This is a genomic window from Achromobacter sp. 2789STDY5608615 (assembly GCF_001298995.1).
In the GTDB taxonomy this organism is placed as follows: Bacteria; Pseudomonadota; Gammaproteobacteria; order Burkholderiales; family Burkholderiaceae_B; genus Achromobacter; species Achromobacter insuavis.
Genome location: NZ_CYTY01000003.1, coordinates 130,852 through 152,260, shown reverse-complemented (window position 1 = coordinate 152,260; position 21,409 = coordinate 130,852). Strand labels below are relative to the sequence as shown.

18 protein-coding genes and 1 pseudogene are annotated in these 21,409 nt (G+C 70.3%); 9 read left to right on the top strand and 10 right to left on the bottom strand.

Translation table 11 applies throughout. From position 1 onward, the window contains the following. The 7 genes and pseudogenes from AOZ49_RS03685 to AOZ49_RS03660 all read left to right on the top strand — a co-directional run. Nucleotides 1-1,336, top strand: a 1,336-nt coding sequence (locus tag AOZ49_RS03685; protein ID WP_054474358.1) for an NAD(P)/FAD-dependent oxidoreductase, incomplete at its 5' end; no start/stop codon positions are given. A gap of 258 nt (nucleotides 1,337-1,594) precedes the next feature. Next, nucleotides 1,595-2,533, top strand: a complete 939-nt coding sequence (locus AOZ49_RS03680) for a metal ABC transporter substrate-binding protein (protein ID WP_156355578.1) — start codon at nucleotides 1,595-1,597, stop codon at nucleotides 2,531-2,533. Beyond that, the gene (locus AOZ49_RS03675) at nucleotides 2,530-3,423 is read left to right on the top strand and encodes a manganese/iron ABC transporter ATP-binding protein (RefSeq protein WP_054474357.1); all 894 of its coding nucleotides are present in this window, start codon (nucleotides 2,530-2,532) and stop codon (nucleotides 3,421-3,423) included. Before AOZ49_RS03680 ends, AOZ49_RS03675 begins: the two co-directional genes overlap by 4 nt. Then, nucleotides 3,416-3,943 (top strand): annotated as a pseudogene (locus AOZ49_RS33900) (metal ABC transporter permease); the annotation flags it as partial. The gene AOZ49_RS03675 and the pseudogene AOZ49_RS33900, both read left to right, overlap by 8 nt. A 79-nt stretch (nucleotides 3,944-4,022) precedes the next feature. Beyond that, nucleotides 4,023-4,274, top strand: coding sequence for a metal ABC transporter permease (locus AOZ49_RS33895; RefSeq protein ID WP_304439428.1), 252 nt, complete (start codon nucleotides 4,023-4,025; stop codon nucleotides 4,272-4,274). Then, on the top strand, nucleotides 4,271-5,119 hold the full coding sequence (locus AOZ49_RS03665; protein ID WP_054474356.1) for a metal ABC transporter permease: 849 nt from the start codon (nucleotides 4,271-4,273) through the stop codon (nucleotides 5,117-5,119). Before AOZ49_RS33895 ends, AOZ49_RS03665 begins: the two co-directional genes overlap by 4 nt. A 144-nt stretch (nucleotides 5,120-5,263) precedes the next feature. After that, entirely contained in the window at nucleotides 5,264-5,890 is a 627-nt protein-coding gene (locus AOZ49_RS03660; protein ID WP_054474355.1) for a dihydrofolate reductase family protein, read from the top strand. 11 nt (nucleotides 5,891-5,901) lie between these two features. Here AOZ49_RS03660 and AOZ49_RS03655 read toward each other — a convergent pair whose 3' ends face one another. Beyond that, nucleotides 5,902-6,927 (bottom strand): AraC family transcriptional regulator, encoded by a 1,026-nt coding sequence (locus AOZ49_RS03655; RefSeq protein ID WP_231690233.1) that lies wholly within the window; start codon nucleotides 6,925-6,927, stop codon nucleotides 5,902-5,904. 125 nt (nucleotides 6,928-7,052) lie between these two features. Between AOZ49_RS03655 and AOZ49_RS03650 the strand changes: the two genes are divergently transcribed. Continuing rightward, complete coding sequence (locus AOZ49_RS03650) at nucleotides 7,053-8,432, top strand: NAD-dependent succinate-semialdehyde dehydrogenase (RefSeq protein WP_054474354.1); 1,380 nt, start codon at nucleotides 7,053-7,055, stop codon at nucleotides 8,430-8,432. A gap of 93 nt (nucleotides 8,433-8,525) precedes the next feature. Here AOZ49_RS03650 and AOZ49_RS03645 read toward each other — a convergent pair whose 3' ends face one another. The 3 genes from AOZ49_RS03645 to prpB are packed head-to-tail and all read right to left on the bottom strand — an operon-like array spanning nucleotide 8,526 to nucleotide 13,179. After that, nucleotides 8,526-9,503: a Bug family tripartite tricarboxylate transporter substrate binding protein gene (locus AOZ49_RS03645; RefSeq protein ID WP_054474353.1), complete on the bottom strand. Its 978-nt coding sequence runs from the start codon at nucleotides 9,501-9,503 to the stop codon at nucleotides 8,526-8,528. A gap of 38 nt (nucleotides 9,504-9,541) precedes the next feature. Continuing rightward, a complete protein-coding gene (gene acnA / locus AOZ49_RS03640) occupies nucleotides 9,542-12,211 on the bottom strand; it encodes an aconitate hydratase AcnA (protein ID WP_054474352.1) in 2,670 nt (889 codons plus the stop codon). Nucleotides 12,212-12,270: 59 nt separating this feature from the next. Continuing rightward, nucleotides 12,271-13,179, bottom strand: a complete 909-nt coding sequence (prpB, locus tag AOZ49_RS03635) for a methylisocitrate lyase (RefSeq protein WP_054474351.1) — start codon at nucleotides 13,177-13,179, stop codon at nucleotides 12,271-12,273. Nucleotides 13,180-13,356: 177 nt separating this feature from the next. Here prpB and prpR point away from each other — a divergent pair, with 177 nt between their 5' ends. Beyond that, nucleotides 13,357-15,300: a propionate catabolism operon regulatory protein PrpR gene (prpR, locus tag AOZ49_RS03630; RefSeq protein WP_082380297.1), complete on the top strand. Its 1,944-nt coding sequence runs from the start codon at nucleotides 13,357-13,359 to the stop codon at nucleotides 15,298-15,300. A gap of 70 nt (nucleotides 15,301-15,370) precedes the next feature. Here prpR and AOZ49_RS03625 read toward each other — a convergent pair whose 3' ends face one another. The 6 genes from AOZ49_RS03625 to AOZ49_RS03600 form a co-directional block, all read right to left on the bottom strand. Then, nucleotides 15,371-15,916 (bottom strand): winged helix DNA-binding protein, encoded by a 546-nt coding sequence (locus AOZ49_RS03625; protein WP_054430442.1) that lies wholly within the window; start codon nucleotides 15,914-15,916, stop codon nucleotides 15,371-15,373. A 24-nt stretch (nucleotides 15,917-15,940) separates the two neighbouring features. Further along, nucleotides 15,941-16,303: a 2Fe-2S iron-sulfur cluster-binding protein gene (locus AOZ49_RS03620; protein ID WP_054430441.1), complete on the bottom strand. Its 363-nt coding sequence runs from the start codon at nucleotides 16,301-16,303 to the stop codon at nucleotides 15,941-15,943. After that, nucleotides 16,300-18,024: an FAD-binding protein gene (locus tag AOZ49_RS03615; protein ID WP_054474350.1), complete on the bottom strand. Its 1,725-nt coding sequence runs from the start codon at nucleotides 18,022-18,024 to the stop codon at nucleotides 16,300-16,302. The genes AOZ49_RS03620 and AOZ49_RS03615 overlap by 4 nt, the downstream gene beginning before the upstream one ends. Before the next feature lie 18 nt (nucleotides 18,025-18,042). Beyond that, nucleotides 18,043-18,780 (bottom strand): ABC transporter ATP-binding protein, encoded by a 738-nt coding sequence (locus tag AOZ49_RS03610; protein ID WP_054474349.1) that lies wholly within the window; start codon nucleotides 18,778-18,780, stop codon nucleotides 18,043-18,045. Next, on the bottom strand, nucleotides 18,764-19,633 hold the full coding sequence (locus AOZ49_RS03605) for an ABC transporter ATP-binding protein (RefSeq protein WP_054474348.1): 870 nt from the start codon (nucleotides 19,631-19,633) through the stop codon (nucleotides 18,764-18,766). Before AOZ49_RS03605 ends, AOZ49_RS03610 begins: the two co-directional genes overlap by 17 nt. Before the next feature lies 1 nt (nucleotide 19,634). Next, a partial coding sequence (locus AOZ49_RS03600; RefSeq protein ID WP_054474347.1) for an ABC transporter permease occupies nucleotides 19,635-21,409 on the bottom strand: 1,775 nt, incomplete at its 5' end.

Sequence of the window (21,409 nt, the reverse complement as noted above, 5' to 3'; positions counted from 1 at the left end):
CGGCCTGTTCGCCGCGCTGATCCTGGCGCAGATGGGCTTTCGGCCCATCATCCTGGAGCGCGGCCGGGTGGTGCGCGAGCGCACCAAGGACACCTGGGGCCTGTGGCGCAAGAACACCCTGCAGCCGGAGTCGAACGTGCAGTTCGGCGAGGGCGGGGCGGGCACGTTCTCCGACGGCAAGCTCTCGACCCAGGTCAAGGATCCCAAGCATTACGGCCGCAAGGTGCTGCAGGAATTCGTGGCCGCCGACGCGCCGCCCGAGATCCTGTACGTCAGCAAGCCGCACATCGGCACCTTCCGCCTGGTCAAGATGATCGAGCAGATGCGCGCCCAGATCGCCTCGCTGGGCGGCGAGTTCCGCTTCGAGAGCCGCGTGGACGACATCGAGATCGAGGACGGCCGGGTGCGCGGCGTGCGCCTGGCAGGCGGGGAATTCATTGCCGCCCGCCACGTGGTGCTGGCGGTGGGCCACAGCGCCCGCGACACCTTCCGCATGCTGCACGCGCGCGGCGTGTTCATGGAGCCCAAGCCGTTCTCGCTGGGTTTTCGTATCGAACACCCGCAATCCGTGATCGACCGGGCCCGCTTCGGTCCCAGCGCCGGCCATCCGGTGCTCGGCGCGGCCGACTACAAGCTGGTGCATCACGCCGGCAACGGCCGCGCGGTCTACAGCTTCTGCATGTGCCCGGGCGGAACCGTGGTCGCCGCCGCCTCGGAGCCGGGCGGCGTGGTCACCAACGGCATGAGCCAGTACTCGCGCAACGAACGCAACGCCAACGCCGGCATCGTGGTGGGCATCGAACCCAAGGACTTCCCCGGCATCGAGCAGTCGCCCCTGGCCGGGCTCGACTTCCAGCGCCACTGGGAGGCGCGCGCCTACGAACTGGGCGGCGGCGACTACAGCGCGCCGGCGCAACTGGTGGGCGACTTCCTGGCCGGCCGGCCCTCGACCGCGCTGGGCAGCGTCACGCCGTCGTACAAACCGGGCGTGACGCTCACCGACCTGTCGTCCAGCCTGCCGGACTACGCCATCGCCGCCATCCGCGAAGCGCTGCCGGCGTTCGAGCGCCAGATCAAGGGCTTCTCGATGCATGACGCGGTGCTCACCGGCGTCGAGACCCGCACCTCGTCACCGCTGCGCATCACCCGCCGCGACGACTTCCAGAGCATGAACACCGACGGCCTGTTCCCGGCGGGCGAGGGCGCGGGCTACGCCGGCGGCATCATGTCCGCCGCCATCGACGGCATGAAGGTCGCCGAAGCCGTCGCGCTGCACGCGCTGGGCAAGCCCGGCATCACCGGCGGCAACCGCCGCGGCGCCAGCGACGACTATTGATCCGCGCCCGGGCCGTCGGCGCCCGGGCCGCGCCCCGAACCACTTCTGGGACCGTTTGACCGGCTGGCAGACGCCACGACGGCGGTCGCGCCTGTCCGCTCGCGGGAAATTGTTGTTATATTATTTCGCCAGTTTCCGGCCCCTCCAGATGGCATCCATGCGATACCGCGACTTCCCCTCCTGTTGACGTCCTTGCGCCTGACGCGGCCCGCGCGCGGGATTCGCAAGGCGTCGTCATGCATCCCGGAGGAAGTTGCCATGCCGTCATTGTCCGATGCCCTCGCAGTCGCGGGCCGTCGCCGCCGCACCGCCCGCGCCACGCTCGCCGCGGGGCTCGCGCTGGCACTCGCCGCGTTCTGCCTGCCCGCGCAGGCGGCCGAGAAATTCAAGGTGGTGACGACGTTCACCGTCATCGCGGACATGGCGCGCAACGTGGCCGGCGATGCCGCCACGGTCGAGTCCGTGACCCGGCCCGGGGCCGAAATCCATGAATACCAGCCGACGCCGGGCGACCTGGCGCGGGCCCAGGGCGCGCAATTGATCCTCTGGAACGGGTTGAACCTGGAACAATGGTTCGAGCGCTTCTTCCATCGGCTCAAGAACGTGCCCGGCGTCGTGGTGACGCGCGGCATCGAGCCGATCGGCATCGGCGACGGCCCCTACGAGGGCAAGCCCAACCCGCATGCCTGGATGTCGCCCGCCAACGCGCTGATCTACGTGGACAACATCCGCGATGCGCTAATCCAGTACGACCCGGCCAACGCCGAAACCTACCGCGCCAACGCGGCGGCCTACAAGGCGCGCATCCAGGAGGCGATCGGCCCCTTGCACCAGCGCCTGCGGGCCATTCCCCCCGAGCGGCGCTGGCTGGCGACCAGCGAGGGCGCGTTCAGCTACCTGGCGCGGGATCTCGACCTGCGCGAGCTGTATCTCTGGCCGATCAACGCCGATCAACAGGGCACGCCGCAGCAGGTGCGCCGCGTGGTGGACCTGATGACGGCCAACCGCGTCCCGGCGATCTTCAGCGAAAGCACGGTGTCCGCCAATCCCGCCCGCCAGGTCGCGCAGGAAACCGGCGCCCGCTACGGCGGCGTGCTGTGTGTCGATTCGCTCAGCGGCCCCAGCGGGCCGGTGCCGACCTATCTGGACCTGTTGCGCGTCACCACCGAGACCATCGCCAAGGGGCTGGAGCCGTGAGGCCGCAAGCAGGCGAGGGCGCCGCCGCGCCCGGCATCCAGGTGGACGATGCCACCGTCGTCTATCGCAATGGCCATGTCGCGCTGCGCAACGCCAGCTTCGACACGCCAGCCGGCACCATCACGGCGCTGGTGGGCCTGAACGGCAGCGGCAAGTCGACGCTGTTCAAGGCCATCATGGGGATCGTGCGGCTGGCGCGCGGCCAGGTCACCGTGCTCGGCCTGCCGGCGCGCGCCGCGCTGCGCCGCAAGTGGATCGCCTACGTGCCGCAGAGCGAAGAGGTCGATTGGGACTTCCCCCTGCTGGTCGAGGATGTCGTGATGATGGGCCGCTACGGCCACATGGGCTGGCTGCGCCGGCCGCGCCCGGCGGACCGCCAGGCCGTGGACCTGGCCTTGACGCGGGTCGGCATGGACGCCTTGCGCCGCCGGCAGATCGGCGAACTCTCGGGCGGCCAGCGCAAGCGCGTGTTCCTGGCCCGCGCGCTGGCGCAGGATGCCCGCGTCATCCTGCTGGACGAACCCTTCACCGGCGTCGACGTCACCACCGAGGACGTGATCATCGCGCTGCTGGGCCAGTTGCGCGACGAAGGGCGCGTGATCCTGGTGTCCACCCACAACCTGGGCAGCGTGCCCGAGTTCTGCGACCGCGCGGTGCTCATCAAGCGCGAGGTGCTGGCCTTCGGTCCGATGGCCCAGGTGTTCACCCGCGCCAACCTGCAGGCCACGTTCGGCGGCATGCTGCGGCATTTCCTGCTGCCCGACACGGACGACCAGCCCGGCCGGGACGTGGGCATCTTCTCCGACGACGAGCGTCCGCTGGTGTTCTACGGCGACGTGGCGACGGCGCGGGAATCGCGCGACGGACACGGAGAAGCGGACCATGCTTGACTGGCTCACCGAACCGTTCGACTACGGCTACATGATCAACGCCATCTGGGTGTCCGCCGTGGTCGGGGCGCTCTGCGGCTTCCTGTCCGCCTACCTCATGCTCAAGGGATGGTCGCTGGTCGGCGACGCGCTGGCGCATGCCATCGTGCCGGGCGTGGCGGGCGCCTACCTGCTCGGCCTGTCCTTCTCGGCGGGCGCGTTTGTCTCGGGGTTGCTGGCCGCCGGCGCCATGCTGCTGCTGAACCAGCGCACCCGGCTGAAAGAGGACGTCGTCATCGGCGTCGTGTTCTCCGCCTTCTTCGGCCTGGGCTTGTTCATGGTCTCGCTGTCCACGGCATCGGTCAGCATCCAGACCATCATCCTGGGCAACATCCTGGCGATCACCCCGGCCGACACGGTGCAACTGCTGGCCATCGGCGGCGTCTCGCTGCTGGTGCTGCTGTTGCGCTGGAAGGCCCTGATGATCACGCTCTTCGACGCGCACCATGCGCGCTCGGTGGGCATCGATCCCGCGCTCACCAAGGGCCTGTTCTTCGTCCTGCTGGCGGCCTGCACGGTCGCGGCCATGCAGACGGTAGGGGGGGCTGTTGGTGGTGGTCATGGTCATCACGCCCGGCGCCACCGCCTACCTGCTGACGGACCGGTTCGGCCGCCTGCTGGCCATCAGCGTCGCGCTGGGCGCGGCCAGCAGCGGCGTCGGGGCCTACCTGAGCTACTTCCTGGATGGCGCCACCGGCGGGGTCATCGTGGTGCTGCAGGCCCTGGCGTTCCTGCTCGCCTTTGTCTGCGCGCCCAAGCACGGGTTGCTGGCCGCGCGCCGGCGCATCAAGGCGGCGAGGGTCGACGCATGACTATCCTGGAATCCCTTTTCCTGCCGCTGCAGTTCGATTTCATGCGCGAGGCCCTGCTGATCGCCGTCGTGGTGGCGGTGCCGACGGCGACCCTCTCGTGCCTGCTGGTCCTGAAGGGCCTGGCGCTGATGGGCGACGCCATTTCCCACGCGGTGCTGCCGGGCGTGGTGCTCGCCTACGTCGCCGGGATTCCGCTGGAGGTCGGCGCGGTCGTGGCCGGCCTGGTCTGCGCCCTGGGGACCGGCTTCATCCGGGCGCACAGCCGCCTCAAGCAGGACACGATCATGGGCGTGGTGTTCTCGAGCCTGTTCGGGCTGGGGGTGGTGCTGCACGTCGCGGTCAAATCCGATCTGCACCTGAATCACATCCTGTTTGGCGACCTGCTGGGCGCGAACCCGCGCGATCTGCTCCAGAGCGGTGTCATCGCGCTGCTGGTGGTCGGCGTCATCGGACTGAAGTGGCGCGACTTCCTGCTGCACGCGTTCGATCCCGGGCAGGCGCGCGTGGTCGGGCTGCCCGTCCGCGGCTTGCACTACGGCCTGTTGATCCTGCTTTCGCTGACCGTCGTGGGCGCGCTCAAGGCGGTCGGCATCATCCTGGTGATCGGGCTGCTGATCGGCCCGGGCGCGATCGCCTTCCTGCTCACGCGGCGTTTCAGTGCCATGCTGTGGGTCGCGGTCGCCGTGTCGCTCGCGGCCTGCCTGGCCGGGACCTACCTCAGCTTCTTCCTCGACAGCGCGCCGGCCCCGACCATCGTCGTGGTGTTGGCCGCCGTCTTCATCCTGGCGCTGATCGGCACCCGCGGGCAAGGCGCGCGGGGCGGGCATCAGCCGCATCCGGGTTGACGCGCCGCGTCTGGCCCGGCATCCGCCAGCGGGCGCCGGGCCAGACGGTTCGAGGACATTTATTGCATCGGCCCTGTCGATGTGCGCCGGGCTCGTTCGTCGTAGTGCCAGGGGTCCTCCCGATCCCCTCTCCAGGAGAACGGCATGCGCAAACTCATCGTTTCCCTCTTCACCAGCCTGGACGGCGTGGTGCAGGCCCCCGGCGGGCCGAATGAAGACCCGTCCGGCGGCTTCCGGCTGGGCGGCTGGACCGTGCCCTATGCCGACGACGCCATCGGCAGGCACGTGCGCGACCTGATGACGGCGCCGTTCGAACTGCTGTTGGGCCGGCGCACCTACGACATCTTCGCGGGCTACTGGCCCCACGTGCCGGCCGGCTCGGGCAGCCGCCCGCTGGCGGACCGCCTGAACAGCGCGCCCAAGCACGTGGCCACGCACCGGCCCGACGGGCTGTCCTGGCAGGGCAGCCGGGCGCTGTCCGGCGACCTGGCCGAGGCGGTGCGCGCGCTCAAGCGCCAGGGCGGGGCGGATCTGCTGACGTTCGGCAGCGGCGACATGGTGCGCCAGCTGCTGGCGGCGGATCTGGTGGATGATCTGTCCCTGTTGGTCTATCCGGTGATGCTGGGGCAGGGCAAGCGGGTGTTCGGCGACGATGCGCGGGCGCGCGCCTTCACGCTGGAGCGGGTCGACGCCGCGCCGGGCGGCGTGCTGGTCAGCCGCTACCTGCGCGGCGGCGAGGTGCGCACGGGGTCGTTCGAGGACGGTAAATAAGCGGGCGCGCCTCAGTGCGATGACACGTAGCTTGACGCCGCGAAGGCCGGCGGCACGGCGAACTCGGCCTTCATCCGCTTCACTTCCTCGACCGGGCTGCGGCCGAAGACGCGCTTGAACTCGCGGCTGAACTGCGACGGGCTGTCGTAGCCGACCGCCGCGCTGGCGGCCGCGGCGGTGAGCCCGTTGCGCACCATCAGCAGCCGCGCCTGGTGCAGGCGGGTGGACTTCAGGTACTGCATCGGCGAGGTCTGCGTGACCGCCTTGAAGTGCACGTGGAACGCCGGCACGCTCATGCCGGCCTCGCGCGCCAGCTGCTCGACGTCCAGATCCTGCGGGTAGGCCGCGTGGATGCGCCGCAGCGCCCGCGTCACCTTGCCGAAATGCCCCTGCATGGACAGGGCCGCGCGCATCGACGGGCCCTGGTCGCCGGTCAGGATCTGGAAGTAGATCTCGCGCACCAGCGACGGGCCAAGGATCCGCGCTTCCATCGGGCGGCTCATCGCCTCGAGGAACCGCAGCACCGACTCGGACAGGCGCGGGCTCATCGGGCTGGACAACATGCCTTTCGGCTCGGCCGCCGCGACGCCGCCCAACTGGTCGATCTGCAGCATCAGATCGGCCGCCAGCTTGAAATCCAGGTGCATGTAGACGGCCAACAGCGGCTCCTGCTCGCTGGCGTCGGTTTCCATCGTGAAGGGCACGGGCACCGAGACCACCAGGCAGTGGCGCGCATCGTAAAGATAGGTGTCGCCGCCGAAGTAGCCGCGCTTGCGGCCCTGGCACACGATCACGATGCCGGGGTCGTACAGCACCGGCACGGACTTCAGCGGGCGGTTCGAGCGCAGCAGGCGCACGTCCGGCAGCGCCGTCAGGTTGTAGCCCTCGTCGGGCGCCAGCGCCTGCAGCAGGGCGACCGTGCGCTGGCGCACCCGCGCCTGCGGATCGTCCGCCTGCGGGCCAGCGCAAGCCAGGGGATCACCGGAAACCGGCGGCGCGGGAACGGCGCTTTTCTTGGTCTGCCTGGAAATTGCCATTTCAATATTTTTAGGCAATGAACAAAGACTCAATGCCATGGATGCCTGGGTACTGCAATTTTATTATGCAATCCATGCCGGCGATACCCCGAGCCGGCGCCATCCCCTCTGTAAAGGCAGACATCATGATCCACGTATACAACCCCGCCGACGGCGCGCTGGTCGGCCAGGCGCCCGAGCTGACCGGCGCCGAGGTGCAGGCGGCCATCGACCGCGCCTGCGCCGCCTTTCCCGCCTGGTCGCGCAAGCTGGCCCGCGAACGCGGCGAGCTGCTGCGCCGCTGGTTCGAGCTGATGCGGGCGGACAAGCGCGTCTTCGCCGAGCTCATGGTCCAGGAAAACGGCAAGTGCCTGGCCGAAGCGCTGGGCGAGATCGACTACGGCCTGGGCTTCATCGAGTGGTACGCGGAAGAGGCCAAGCGGGTCTACGGCGACACCATCCCGTCGCACGCCGCGCATGCCGAAGTCCTGGTGTTCAAGGAGCCCGCCGGCCCGACCGCGGCCATCACGCCCTGGAATTTCCCGTTCATGATGATCGCCCGCAAGATCGCCACGGCGCTGGCGGCCGGCTGCACCATGATCATCAAGCCGTCCGAGCTGACGCCGTTGACGGCCTACAGAATGCTCGACTACGCGCGCCAGGCCGGCATACCAGCCGGCGTCTTCGAAATGGTGACCGGCAATCCCCAGGAGATCGGCGAGCGCTTCACCGGCGATCCGCGCATCCGCAAGCTCTCGTTCACGGGCTCGACCGCCGTGGGCAAGCGGCTGGCCTCGGCCTGCGGCAACGACCTGAAGAAAATGACGCTGGAACTGGGCGGCAACGCGCCATTCATCGTGTTCGACGATGCCGATATCGAAACGGCCGCCGCCCAGCTGGTCACGGCCAAGCTGCGCAACTCGGGCCAGGTCTGCATCTCGCCCAACCGCGTCTACGTGCACGAGGCCATCCATGACCGCTTCGTCGCGGCGGTGACCGACAAGGTGGCGCGGATCCGCGTCGACCAGGGCATGCAGGACGAATTCGTGGTGGGGCCGCTGATCAACGCCGCCGGCGTGGACAAGGTGGCGCAGCTGGTGGATGACGCGACGCGGCAGGGCGCCCAGGCCGTGCTGGGTGGCCGGCGCCATGCCCGCGGCGGCAACTTTTACGAGCCGACCGTGCTGACCGAAGTGGACGACACGATGCGCATCGCCCGCACCGAGATCTTCGGGCCGGTGTTCGCGATCTACCGCTTCGGCGACGAGGACGAGGTGGTGCGGCGCGCCAATGACTCCGAATACGGCCTGGTGGCGTATGTATTCACCCGTGATCTGGCCCGTTCGCTGCGCCTGGCGCGGCGCATCGAGGCCGGCATGGTGATCCTGAATTCCGGCTCGGTCGGCACCGCGTCGGTGCCGTTCGGCGGCATCAAGCACTCGGGTTACGGGCGCGAAGGCAGCTACTACGGCATCGAAGAGTACGTCGAGGTCAAGTACGTGCTGGCGGCCGGCCTGGACCGCTGAGACGAACACGAGGCAAGGCGCTTGCCTACCTTTGTCGACAGGCCGGCGCCGCGCGCGGGAGGGCGGCCGCGGCGCCACCCATCCCGCGTCCGCTCATTCCGCCTTCATGTTGGCGCTCTTGACGATCCCACCCAGCCGCTTGTCCTCGGCGGCGATGAAGCTGCCGAACTTCTCCACCGAGCCGGGAATCGCCTCGTAGCCCGCGTCGACCAGCTGCTGCCTGACCTTGGGCGTGGCCATGACGTCGGCGATGGCCTGGTTCATCGCCTTGATGACGTCCTGCGGCGTGCCCTTGGGCGCATACATGCCGCCCCAGTGGGTGATGTTGATCTGGGCAAAGCCCTGTTCCGCCGTGGTGGGCGTGTCGGGCAGCAGCGGCGAGCGGTGGTCCGCCGTGGCCGCCAGCGCGCGCACCCGGCCGGACGCGATGTAGCTGCGCACCGACACCGCCGCCTCCAAGGCCGCGTCGACCTGGCCGCCCATCAGCGCGGTGGAACTCTCGGAACCGCTCTTGTAGGGCACGACCGTGACCGGCACCTTGAGCGCCTGGCCCAGCATTTCCGCGACGAAATGGCCGGTGCTGCCGGTGCCGGCGGTGGCGAACAGGATCGGGCGCTTCTCCTTGCCGGCCTGCTGCTGCCAGTCCTTGAGCGAATGGATCTTGCTGTTGGCGCTGACGACGATGACCGAGGACGATTCGAACAGCAGCCCGACCGGCACCAGGTCGCTGTCGTCATAGGGCATCTTGCTGCGCAGCAGCTTGTTGGTGATGGCGCCATTGCCGGCCACCAGGAAGGTGTAGCCGTCGGCCGGCGCCTTGGCCACCATGTCCGAGCCGATGATGCCGCCCGCGCCGGGGCGGTTGTCGATGATGACGGGCTGCTTGAGATGGTCGGACAGCCCGGTGGCGAAGATCCGCGTCATATTGTCGAGCTGGCCGCCCGCCGAAAACGGCACCACCAGGCGCACCGGCTTCTCGGGCCAGGCGGCGGCGCTCGCGGCGGACGCCGTCATCACGCCCGCCGCGAGCGCGAGGGCGTACAGGGGATACTTGAGTCGGTCGAACTTCATGTTGTCTCCTTGGTAGGGCGTGAGGCGCTGCCTCATCTTTATGGTTGTGAAGCGTGCTGCGAATCCTCCAGCGCCTGGCGCAGGACCGCGGGCAGGATGCCCCCGGCGCGCCAGATCTCCATCTCGTGCGCGTTGTCCAGGCGGCAGAGCAGGGCCAGCGTCCGCGGCGCACTGGCGCCGCGGATCAGGCACCGTGCCTCGCCCTGCGGCGCCAGGTCGGCCGGAATTTCAAGGTCGAACGTCTCGCTGCCGTCCAGGCCCAGCGTCAGGCGCGTGACGCCCGCGGGCAGCTGCAGCGGCAGGACGCCCATGTTCACCAGGTTGGAACGGTGGATGCGCTCGAAGCTCTCGGCGATCACCGCGCGCACGCCCAGCAGCCGCGTGCCTTTGGCGGCCCAGTCGCGCGACGAGCCGTTGCCGTAGTCCTTGCCCGCCACCACCACCACCGGCACGCCCGCGTCGCGGTAGCGCATGGCCGCGTCGTAGATCGGCTGGATCTCGCCATCGGGCTGGTGGCGGGTCAGGCCGGCCGGGCCTTGCGGCAGCAGTTCGTTGACCAGGGTCGGCTGCGCGAAGGTGGCGCGCATCATCACGCGGTGGTTGCCGCGGCGCGCCAGGTAGGTGTGCAGCGCATCGGCCGGCACGCCCAGCGACAGCAGGTAACGTCCGGCGCTCGACTCGGGCGGGATCTCGTTGGCGGGCGAGATATGGTCGGTGGTGACCGAGTCGCCCAGGATGAGCAGGGCGCGCGCGCCCTCGATGCGCACCGTGCCGGTCTGCAACGGCACGTCCAGATAGGGCGGCCGGCGCAGGTAGAGGCTGTCGGCGTCCCACGGATAGCAGGCGCCGCTGCCGCCAGGCAGGGCCTGCCAGGCCGGATCGCCCTCGAACACGTCGCGGTAGCGCTCGGTGAACATCATGGGCCGCACGTAGTCGGCCACCACGGCGTCGATCTCGGCGTCGCTGGGCCACAGGTCCGCCAGCATTACCGCCGTGCCGTCCGCGCGCCAGCCGACCGCTTCGCGTTGCAGGTCGCGCATGACCGTGCCGGCCAGCGCGTAGGCCACCACCATCGGCGGCGACACCAGGTAATTGGCGCGCGCCAGCGGATGGACGCGGCCGGGGAAGTTGCGGTTGCCCGACAGCACCGCCGCCACGCGCGGCGAGCCGTCGGCGATGCGCTGCTCCACCGCCGGCGACAATGAACCGGACAGACCGGCGCAGGTGGCGCAGCCGTAGCCGGCGGTGTGAAAGCCCACCGCGTCCAGCGCGGCCTGCAGCCCGCTGGCGCGCAAGTAGTCCGTCACCACGCGCGAGCCGGGCGTGAACGACGTCTTGGTCCACGCCGCGGGCCGCAACCCCAGCGCCTGCGCCTTGCGCGCCAGCAGCCCGGCGGCCACCAGCAGGCGCGGATTGGACGTGTTGGTGCAACTGGTGATCGCCGCCAGCACCACCGCGCCCTGCGGCAGGTCGGCATGCTCATGGCGGGGCAGCGCGGCGGTGGCCTTGGCGAAGGTCAGCGGCACTTCCTCCAGCGCCATGCGGTCCTGCGGCCGGCTGGGCCCGGCGGCCACGCGCGTGAACTGCGCCAGGTCAACCTCGACCAGCCGGCTGTAGCCGGGCCGCTCCTGCGTGCGCCAGAGCCCGGCGGCCTGCGCATAACGCCGCACGCGTGCGATATGTGCCGCGTCACGGCCGGTGCGGGCCAGATAGGCCAGGGTCTCCTCGTCGACCGGAAAGTAGGCGCAGGTCGAGCCGTACTCGGGCGCCATGTTCGCCAGCGTGGCGCGGTCTTCCAGCGACAGCACGCCATCCAGCGCCTCGCCGGTGAACTCGACGAACTGCGCCACCACCTTGGCCTCGCGCAGGATGCGGGTCAGGTTGAGCACCAGATCGGTGGCGGTGACACCCGGCGCGGGCCGGTTGTACAGCCGCACGCCGATGACCTCGGGCGCGCGCAGCACCAGCGCGTCACCCAGCATCGCGGCCTCGGCCTCGATGCCGCCGACGCCCCAGCCCAGCACGCCCAGGGCGTTGACCATGGTGGTATGGCTGTCGGTGCCGACCAGGGTGTCCGGACAGGTCACCGCCGCGCCCTGCGCGGTGCGGCGGGTGGTCGCCACCTCGGCCAGGTATTCGATGTTGATCTGGTGCAGGATGCCCTTGCCGGGCGGCACCAGCCGCAGGTTGTCGAACGCGCCCTGGGCCCATTTCAGGAAGGTGTAGCGCTCGCGGTTCTGGCGGTATTCGCGCGCCTCGTTGGCCTGGCGCGCGCCGGCATGGCCGCCTTCCTCGGCGATCAGCGAATGATCGACGATCAGGTCGGTGGGAATCAGCGGATTGATGCGGCGCGGATCGCCGCCGCGCGCCTGCAGCGCATCGCGCATGGCGGCCAGGTCGATCAGGCTGGGAATGCCGCTGACGTCCTGCGCCAGCACCCGCGTCGGATGCAGCCAGACATCGGCGGGCGCATCCGGCGCCGGCGCGTCGGGGTGATAGGCCCGCAGCAGGGCCAGCGCATGCGGCCGGTGGCCATGGATGGCGCTTTCATGCCGCAACGCGTTCTCGATCAGCACGCGCGCCACGTAGGGCAGGCGGCCGGCCTGCAGGCCGTGCTCGGCGGCGAAGGCCGGCACGCTGAAATGGCGGCCATACTCCGCGTCCGGGTCGTAGGCCTGCAGATAGGGATCTTGCTCGGGGGGCTGCACGATACGTCTGTCTCCGTTCCGTTGTCGCCGGGTCGGTGCCCGGCTGTCTTCATGGCGTGTCAGGCGGCCTTGTCAGCGTACAGCGCGTCCAGCCGCTCTTCATAGGCGAAATAGCCAATGCTTTCATAGAGTTCCATGCGCGTCTGCATCTGGTCGAGCACGCCGCGCTGGGTGCCGTCGCGGCGGATCGCCTCGTAGGTGCGCTGGGCCGCGCGGTTCATGGCGCGGAAGGCCGACAGCGGGTAGAGCACCATGCCGACCTGCGCGGCGGCCAGCTCCTGCACCGTCAACAGCGGCGTCTGGCCGAATTCGGTGATGTTGGCCAGGATGGGCGCCGGCAACGCGCGGGCGAAATCGCGAAAGCCCTCCAGGTCATGCACCGCTTCGGGAAAGGCGATGTCGGCGCCGGCCTCGACGCAGGCGGACAGCCGGTCCAGCGCGCTCTGGCGGCCTTCGCTGGCCAGCGCATCGGTGCGGGCGATGATGACGAAGTGCGGATCGGTGCGGGCGTCGACGGCCGCCTTGATGCGGTCAACCATCTCCGGCAGGGTCACCACTTCCTTGTTGGGGCGATGGCCGCACCGCTTGGCGCCGGCCTGGTCCTCGATCTGCATGGCGGCGGCGCCCGCGGCGATCATCGAACGGGTGGTGCGCGCCACATTGAAGGCCGACGCGCCAAAGCCGGTGTCGACATCGACCACCAGGGGCAGGGGGCAGACTTCGGTGATGCGGCGCACGTCCGTCAGCACGTCCTCCAGGCCGACGATGCCCAGGTCGGGCACGCCCAGCGACCCCGCGGCCACGCCGCCGCCCGACAGGTAGATGGCGCGAAAGCCGGCCTGCCGCGCCAACAGCGCATGGTTGGCGTTGATGGCGCCGACCACCTGCAGGGGCTGCTCGGCCTGCATCGCCTTGCGCAGCCGCAGGCCGGCGCTGGCCGGCAGGTCGGGTTCGGGGGAAGTCATCATGTGGAGGCTCCGGGGTGGGAAAGGGCAGGGGAGTGATGACTTTCCATCAAGCAAGATGCATGCCAATCGCGCCTTCCCTGGGACGGGCGGCGGCGCGGCGGGGTAGGGTTTTCATAATTGAAATGCGGCCATCGCAATGATGAAATCCCCACTTCGACCTTCGCTCCCGATGCCGCCATGCTGACTGTCCCGACACCCGTGGAATCCGACCTGGCGGCGCTGCCGCGCATCTGGGCCGTGGGCGTGGCGCGCATCGCCCGCACCTTCGCCCAGATCCTGCCCAGTTACGCCCAGCGCGGCGAATTCAAGCTGATCGAAGCCGGTTTCGACGCCGCCGCCAGCGTCATCAACGAGGCCGCGCGCCAGGGCCGCGTCGACGTGGTGGTGGCGGCCGGCCTGAACGGCAGCTATCTGCGCCGCCACGTCACGGTGCCGGTGGTGCAGGTCAAGATCAGCGGTTTCGAGGTCATGAACGCGCTGGCCACGGCGCGCCGGATCTCGCCGCGCGTGGCCCTGCTGGGCCAGCACGCGCAGTATCCCGAGCTGCAGACCTTCATGCAGACCTTCGCCGTCGACATCCTGGTGCGCACCTACCGCGACCAGGACGACGCGCTGGCCCAGGCCAAGCAGCTCAAGGACGAAGGCATCGAGGTCCTGGTCGGTTCGGGCCTGATCGTCGACTACGCCGAGCGCATGGGGCTGGCCGGCGTGCTGGTGTATTCGCTGGCCACGGTGGCCGCGTGCATCGAGGACGCCATCGAAATCACCCGCCTGCAGCGCGTCGAGTCGGGCCGGCGCGACTACCTGAACGCGGTGCTGGCCAATCTCGACGAGGGCGTGGCCGCGGTCGACGCCGCCGGCCGCGTGCAGGCGCTCAATCCCGCCGTCGAACGCCTGCTGGGCATCACCGCCGCCGGCCTGGCCGGACGACGGCTGGAGGAGATATCGCCGGCGCTGTCGCTGGACGAGGTGCTGCGCAGCGGCAAGCGCGAAGCCGAATCGGTGCACCGGCTCGGCGGCAAGATGGTGGTGGTGAACCGGATTCCGCTGGCGACCGGGGCCGGCCTGTCGGGCGCGGTGCTGACCCTGCAGGAAGCCGGCGCCATCCACCGCGCCGACCGCAGCCTGCGCACCCGGGCCCGCACCCGCGTGCGCACCGTGCGCTACACGCTCGACGACCTGCAGGGCCAGTCCGAGCCGCTGGCGAAGGCCCGCATGCTCGGCCTGCGCTACGCCCGCGTCGATTCGACGGTGCTCATCGGCGGCGAGAGCGGCACCGGCAAGGAAGTCATGGCCCAGGGCATCCACCAGGCCAGCGCGCGCCATCATTTCCCCTTCATCGCGGTCAACTGCGCCTCGCTGCCCGAAACCCTGCTGGAAAGCGAACTGTTCGGCTACGAGGACGGCGCCTTCAGCGGCGCGCGCCGCGGCGGCAAGCCCGGGCTGTTCGAGGCGGCCCACAACGGCACGCTGTTCCTGGACGAGATCGGCGACATGCCGCCGGCGCTGCAGATCCGCCTGCTGCGCGTGCTGCAGGAACGGCAGGTGATGCCCGTGGGCGGCAGCGAACCGGTGCCCGTCAACGTGCGCATCATGGCCGCCACCCATCGCGACCTGGCGGCCATGGTCGCAGCCGGCGCCTTCCGCCAGGACCTGTTCTTCCGCCTGAACATCCTGCGCATCGACATGCCGACGCTGCGCGAGCGGCGCGACGACATCTGGCTGCTGGCGCAGAACCTGTACCAGCGGGTGCGGCAGAACCTGGGCCTGGCCGGCGAGCCGCCGTTGCCCGACGCCTTGCGCGACGCGTTGCTGGCCTACGCCTGGCCCGGCAACATCCGCGAACTGGAAAACGTGCTGGAACGCCTGGCGGTGTTCCTGGCGGAGATGCCCGACACGCCGCCGGACGAGCAGGTGCGGCGCATCGTGGCCGATGTGGCGCCGGAACTGACGCGACGCGCCGCCGAACTCGAACCGGGCGACCTGGCGACGCACGGCCGGCGCCAGCAGGCGGCCCACGTGCGCGAAGTGCTGGCGCGCTGCGGCGGCGATCGGCGCAAGGCCTGTGAGCAGCTGGGGATCAGCCCGACCACGCTGTGGCGCTGGTTGCGCACGGGCTGAGCAGCGCCCGGCCCCGCGCGCCGAGGCCGTTGACTTCGATGCCGGTCCGGCCGGAAGGCGCGCGCCGCGCCTACAGCGACGACGCGGCGCGGGCGGCCTGGTCGTACAGGCCCGAGACGCTGCGCAGGCGGCGCGCGGCGTCGGCATGGGCCGCGCCGTCGGCCAGGTCGCCATCGATGGCGGCCAGCAGGCAGCGTCCGCGCACCACGCGGAAGGCCTCGATCAACGCCGACCCCTTGGCCGTGGTGCCATAGAGCACTTCCTTGCCCGCTTTCTCGCCCTGCACCAGGCCCAGCGCGGCGAGCTTCTTCAGCGCATAGCTGATGACATGGGTATCTTCGAAATTGAGGGTGAAGCAGATGTCGGCCAGCTTCTTGCCGCGCTGGCGGTGGTGCACGTGGTGCAGCACCAGGATGTCGTTGAAGCCCAGGTCCGGCTCGCCGGCCGCGGCCATGCAGCGCGCCACCCAGCGGCTGAAGGCGTTGTGGGCGATGATGAGGCCGAACTCCAGCTCGGACAATTCGGCATGCGGGCCGTTGGCCAGATGGGCCGAGGACAGGATGCGCACCGGTTCCAGGGCAGGGTTGCCGGCGGCATCGGGGAGTGTAGGGGTCATGGCGGGGTTCCGGGCAGGGCGGGATCAATCGTCTTCGCCGCCGGCGTCGGGAAACAGGCGTTCCTTGCCGGGCGAAATGTCGGTAATCAGGTCCCGCAGCAGGGGCTTGTTGAGCAGGGGGCCCACCTCGTAGCTGCGGCCGGGCTCGAGGCGGGCGGTACAGGCGTAGACCGTCTTGCCGTCCAGCCGCATCATGCATTCCTTGCAGGCATTGGCATTGATGCAGGCATAGCGGATACCGAGCGAGTTGTCGCAATGGCTGCGCACCCAGCGCAGGCCGTCGAGCAACGAGGCGGCGGCGTCGGCCGGCACCTCGAAGGCATCGACGCGGCCGGGAGGATCGCTGCGCTGGACGCGCAGCTGGACGATTGGGGCGGGGCGGGTCATGGCGTGGTCTCCTGAGCCAGGGGTTCGCGTTGCACGGGCTGGCTATCGAGCGTCCAGGCGCCGTCGTGCCAGGCAATGGTCTGGTTGCGGGTCCAGGCGTCGTCCTGCAGCGGGTAGTCCTCGCGCTGGTGCGCGCCGCGGCTTTCCTGGCGCGCCAGCGCGCTGCGCGTCACGGCCTCGGCCACCAGCAGCATGTTGCCCAGGTCCAGCGCGTCCAGGCGCAGCGGGTCCTGCGGACCGCCGCCGGGCAGCGCGGCGCCGGCCCGGCGCCTGAGCGCGTCGATGTCCCGCAGGGCCTGCCGCAGGCCCGCCTCGTTGCGGAACGGGCCGACGTGCTGCTGCATCAGCGCCTGCAACGCATCGATCAGGGCGGCGTGGTTGGGCGAGGCCGCGTCCGGCGCGCCGCCAGCGAGCAAGCGCGAGATCCAGGGCGCGGCGGCGGCGCGCAGCGTGTCCGACGGCAGGGGCGGGGCCGCGCGCGCCGCGTCCGCGGCCGAACGGCCGGCGCGCAGGCCAAACGCCACGGCCTCGGTGATGGCGTTGCCCGACAGGCGGTTGGCGCCATTGGCGCCGCCCACCGCCTCGCCGGCCGCGTACAGGCCGGGCACGTCGGTGGCCATGCCGGCGTCCACGCGGATGCCGCCCATGTGATAGTGGGCGATGGGCGCGACCTCCACCGGCTGTCGCGTGAGGTCGATGCCGGCCGCTTCCAGCCGCTTGATGATGGGGCCGAAGGCCGCCTTCAGCGTGTCCGGCGGCACGTGCTGGAAGCTCAGCCAGGCGCCGCCCGCCGGCGACCCGCGGCCGGCCTCCACCTCCTTGAGAATGGCGTAGGTGGCCGCGTCGCGGGTGGTGGTGTAGCGGCCGTCCTCGGTGCGGTTGCCGTAGCGCTCGACGAACTCCTCGCCCTCGGCGTTGAGCAGGCGGCCGCCCAGCTTGTAGCGGAACGGGTCCCACATGATGGGGTCGAAGCCGACCAGGCGCGGGGCCAGGTGGCCGATGGGAAAGAACTGCACGAACTCCATGTCCAGCAGCCGGGCGCCGGCGCGCAGCGCCAGCGCCAGCCCGTCGCCACCCATGTTGAGCGATGCGCTGTTGCGCCGGTAGAGCCGCGTCAGTCCGCCGGTGGCGATGACGACGGCGCCGGCCTGGATCAACACGGGCTTGCCGGTGGTCAGGTGCAGCGCCACGGCGCCATGCGCGCGCCCGCCATGCCGGAGCAGGTCGACGACCGCCAGATCGCCCACCCGATGGATTTCCGGACGGCGCGCCACCTGGGCCCGCAGCACCTTGGCCAGCGCCGGTCCGGTATTGAGGAAATCCACGTAGACGCAGCGCGGCCGGTCATGGCCGGGCGCCTGCACCTGGGTCAGGTGGCCATCGGCCTGGGCCCAGCCCGCGCCCCAGTCCTGCAACTGGCGGATGGCCGCCACGCCGTCCTCGCACAAAATGCGCGCGAGCGTCTCGTCGCACAGGCCGCGGCCGGCGGCCAGCGTGTCGCGCCAATGATGGGTCCAGTGGTCGGGCGTCTGTTCGCCGAGCGCCGCGGCGACGGTCATCTGCGCCATGATGGTGGCCCCGCCGCGGCCGATCAGGCTGCGGTCGGCCAGCATGACGCGGCGGCCTGCGCCGGCGGCGGCGATGGCCGCGCTCATGCCGGCGCCGCCCGCGCCGATGACCAGGACGTCGGTGTCGAAGCAATGATAGGTATCGTCGTTCATGATGAGGGGATAGGGGTGTCAGGCGGCGCCCAGGTAGGCTCTCTGGACGGCGGGGTCGGCGGCCAGGTCGGCCGCGTCGCCTGCCAAGACGACATGGCCGTGCTGCAGCACATAGGCGCGGTCGGCCAGTTCCAGCGCGATGCGGGCGTTCTGCTCGACCAGCAGGATGGTCTGTCCGGCCGCCTTCCAGCGGAACAGCACGTCGTAGACCGTGTCCACGAAACGCGGCGACAGGCCCATGGACGGTTCGTCGATGCAGACCAGGCGGCCGCGCCGCAGCCAGGCCCGGCCCAGCGCCAGCATCTGCTGTTCGCCGCCCGACAAGGTGCCGGCCGCCTGCGCACGGCGTTCGGCCAGGCGCGGAAACACCTCGAACACTTCGGCCAGGTCCTGCGCGATGGCGGCCTTTTCCTTGCGCCGCGGATAGGCGCCCAGCAGCAGGTTTTCTTCCACCGACATCGCGGGAAAGACCCGGCGGCCCTCGGGCACGCTGGCCAGGCCCAGGTCGATGACGTCGGCGGGGCGCCGGCCGTGGATCTCGCGGCCATCGAGGCGGATGCGGCCGCGGGTCGGCGACACCAGGCCCAGCACCGACTTGAGCGTGGTCGATTTGCCCGAGGCGTTGCCGCCGAGCACGGAGACGACCTCGCCGGCATGCACCGCGAGGCTGACGCCATAGAGCGCCTGCACGGCGCCGTAATGCACGTCGATGGCGTCAATGGACAAGAGGGGAGTGGAGTCAGCCAAGATGGGCATCCGATTCGACGGGGCGCGCGCGGGTGCGCCCCAGATAAGCTTCGACCACCTCGGGCTGTTCCAGCGCATGCGCCGGCTCGCCGGTGACCAGGATGCGGCCCTGGTTGAGCACGATGACGTGGTCGGCAATGCGCCTGACCAGCGACAGCTTGTGCTCGACCGCCAGAATGCCGAGCTCCGGCTGCTCGGCCCGCAAGGCCAGCAGGATGTCGGTGAGTTCCAGCGTTTCGCTGGGATTCATCCCCGCGGCCGGTTCATCCAGCAGCAGATAGCGCGGCCGAGCGGCCAGCACGCGGGCGATCTCCAGGCGGCGCCGGTTGGCATAGGAAAGGCTGAACGCCGGCTGGTGGCGGCGCGGCCACAGGCGGTCGCCAAAGCGCTTGAGCGCGGCTTCGGCCAGGGCATCGGCCTGCGCGCGCAGCGCCCGCCAGCCGGGCAGCAGGCCCAGTTCGCCCAGCACCTCGGCCAGCGGATTGCGCAGCCGCCCGCTTGAGGTGGCCAGCAACCGCGCCTGCGTGCCCAGCCGCACGCTGTCCCAGACCGTCAGCGCGGGAAAGACGCGCGAAGTCTGGAAACTGCGGCCCAGGCCGAGCCGGGCGATGCGTTCCGGCGCCAGGCCATCGATGCGGCGGCCATCGAGCCAGACCCGGCCGCCGCTGGGCTTTTCGATACCGCTGAGCAACTGGATCAGGGTGGATTTGCCGGCGCCGTTGGGGCCGACCAGCGCCACGGTCGCGCCGCGATCGAGCGTGAAGCTCACCTCATCGACCGCCTTCACGCCGCTGAAGTGGCGGCTGAGTCCGTCCACGACCAGGCCGTCTCGGGGGAGCAGGGGAGTGTGATGGGCCGTCATCTCAACGCGCTCCCAGCAGGCCGTGCGGACGCAGCCGCAGCATGAGCAGCAGCGCCAGGCCGTAGACGATCATGCGCCACTCGGCGAAAAAGCGCAGCAGCTCGGGCAGGAGCGTCAGCGCAAACCCCGCCAACGCCGCGCCGGTCAGGTTGCCCAGGCCGCCGAGCACGGCCAGCGTCAGCAACAGGATCGAACCGCTGACGGTGAAGCTCTCCGGGCTGACCACGCTCTGCACATAGGCGAACAGGCCGCCCGCGGCGCCGGCCAGCGCGCCCGACAGCGCGAAACCCAGCAGGATGTAGCGCCGCACCGGCAGGCCGGCGGCGTGCGCGGCCAGGCGGTCTTCGCGGATACCCCGCCAGACCCGCCCGATGTCGGCGTTCAGCAGCCGCTGCGTCAGCGCCAGCGCCACCGCGCTGACCGCCGCGATCGGCCAATACTTCTGCGACAGGCTGGACAGCACCGCATCGCCCCAGGCCGCCAGGCGCGGCGCGGGAATGCCGATGAAGCCCATCGGCCCGCGCGTGACGTCCAGCCAGGTCATGAAGACCAGATAGCCGATCTGGCCCACGGCCAGCGTGCCCAGCGCGGCGGTGTGCCCGCCCAGCTTGAGCAACGGCAAGGCCGCGACCACGGCGACCAGCGCCGTGAGCGCGGCGGCGCCCAGCAGCGCGGCCTCGGCCGGCCAGCCATGATTGCGCGCCAGGATGCCCACCGCATAGGCGCCCACGCCGTAGAACGCCAGGTGGCCGATCGACAGGATGCCCAGCGCGCCCGAGACCAGGGTGACGCTGGCCACCAGCAAGGCGAAGATCATGGCGTAGGCGAAGGCCTGCAGCACGTAGCCGCTTTGGGTGGCCAGCGGCAGCAGGGCCAGGATCGCGCCCGCCGCCAGAAAGCCCCACGGCGGCATTTCGATTGCCTTGACCGCCTTGCGCTGGCTCGACGACGAGGCCAGCACGCTGGTACTGGGCATCGCGCCGCCCGCGCCGCCGGCGCCGCCCAGGGCATCCAGGCGCCGGTCGCCCAGCAGACCCTGCGGCCGGAACACCAGGAACACCAGCACCAGCGTGTAGGCCACCAGGTCGCGATAGCCTTCGCCGACATAAGCGCTGGCCAGCGTCTCCACCACGCCCAGCAGCAGGCCGCCCAGCACCGCGCCCGGCGTGCTGCTCAGGCCGCCCAGCAGCGCGGCGGCGAAGCCCTTCAGGCCGTACGGCAGGCCCATCTGCGGAAACACGCTCTTGAAATACAGCGCCACCAGGATGCCGGACAACGCGCCCAGCGCGCCGGCCAGGCCGAAGGCCATCTGCTTGACCTGGGTGGTGCGTATGCCCAGTTGCGCCGCCGCGTCGCGGTCCTGCGCGGTGGCGCGCAGGGTGCGGCCCAGCCAGGAGTGCGACAGGAAGCGTGACAGCCCCAGCACGGCCAACGCGCCGAAGCCGAAGATCAGCAGATCCGTGCTGGTGATGTAGGCCGAGCCGAAAAAGAAGGTCGCCTCTTCAAACGGCAGCGGAAACGCCTGGCCTTCGGGCGGCCAGAGGATCTCGGCCAGCTGTTCGATGATGAGGCTGATCGCCAGGGTCGACAGCACCGGCGCGATATAGGGCGCGTTCTCCAGCGGGCGCAGCGCCAGCCGTTCCAGCAGCATGCCCAGCACCGTGACCGCGCAGAGCGAGAGCAGGGCGGCCGGCACCAGCGGCAGGCGCAGCAGCGTCATCGCGCTGAACGCGATGAAGGCGCCCAGCATGAACAGGGCGCCCTGCGCGAAATTGA

What these genes read in the sequence shown, in the direction of transcription:
- AOZ49_RS03650 (WP_054474354.1), top strand. Translation starts at nt 7,053, where the DNA reads ATGATCCACGTATACAACCCCGCCGACGGCGCGCTGGTCGGCCAGGCG.
- AOZ49_RS03645 (WP_054474353.1), bottom strand. Translation starts at nt 9,503, where the DNA reads ATGAAGTTCGACCGACTCAAGTATCCCCTGTACGCCCTCGCGCTCGCG.
- AOZ49_RS03660 (WP_054474355.1), top strand. Translation starts at nt 5,264, where the DNA reads ATGCGCAAACTCATCGTTTCCCTCTTCACCAGCCTGGACGGCGTGGTG.
- prpB (WP_054474351.1), bottom strand. Translation starts at nt 13,179, where the DNA reads ATGATGACTTCCCCCGAACCCGACCTGCCGGCCAGCGCCGGCCTGCGG.
- AOZ49_RS03680 (WP_156355578.1), top strand. Translation starts at nt 1,595, where the DNA reads ATGCCGTCATTGTCCGATGCCCTCGCAGTCGCGGGCCGTCGCCGCCGC.
- AOZ49_RS03625 (WP_054430442.1), bottom strand. Translation starts at nt 15,916, where the DNA reads ATGACCCCTACACTCCCCGATGCCGCCGGCAACCCTGCCCTGGAACCG.
- AOZ49_RS03610 (WP_054474349.1), bottom strand. Translation starts at nt 18,780, where the DNA reads ATGCCCATCTTGGCTGACTCCACTCCCCTCTTGTCCATTGACGCCATC.
- AOZ49_RS33895 (WP_304439428.1), top strand. Translation starts at nt 4,023, where the DNA reads ATGGTCATCACGCCCGGCGCCACCGCCTACCTGCTGACGGACCGGTTC.
- AOZ49_RS03655 (WP_231690233.1), bottom strand. Translation starts at nt 6,927, where the DNA reads ATGGCAATTTCCAGGCAGACCAAGAAAAGCGCCGTTCCCGCGCCGCCG.
- AOZ49_RS03665 (WP_054474356.1), top strand. Translation starts at nt 4,271, where the DNA reads ATGACTATCCTGGAATCCCTTTTCCTGCCGCTGCAGTTCGATTTCATG.
- prpR (WP_082380297.1), top strand. Translation starts at nt 13,357, where the DNA reads ATGCTGACTGTCCCGACACCCGTGGAATCCGACCTGGCGGCGCTGCCG.
- AOZ49_RS03605 (WP_054474348.1), bottom strand. Translation starts at nt 19,633, where the DNA reads ATGACGGCCCATCACACTCCCCTGCTCCCCCGAGACGGCCTGGTCGTG.
- AOZ49_RS03615 (WP_054474350.1), bottom strand. Translation starts at nt 18,024, where the DNA reads ATGAACGACGATACCTATCATTGCTTCGACACCGACGTCCTGGTCATC.
- AOZ49_RS03620 (WP_054430441.1), bottom strand. Translation starts at nt 16,303, where the DNA reads ATGACCCGCCCCGCCCCAATCGTCCAGCTGCGCGTCCAGCGCAGCGAT.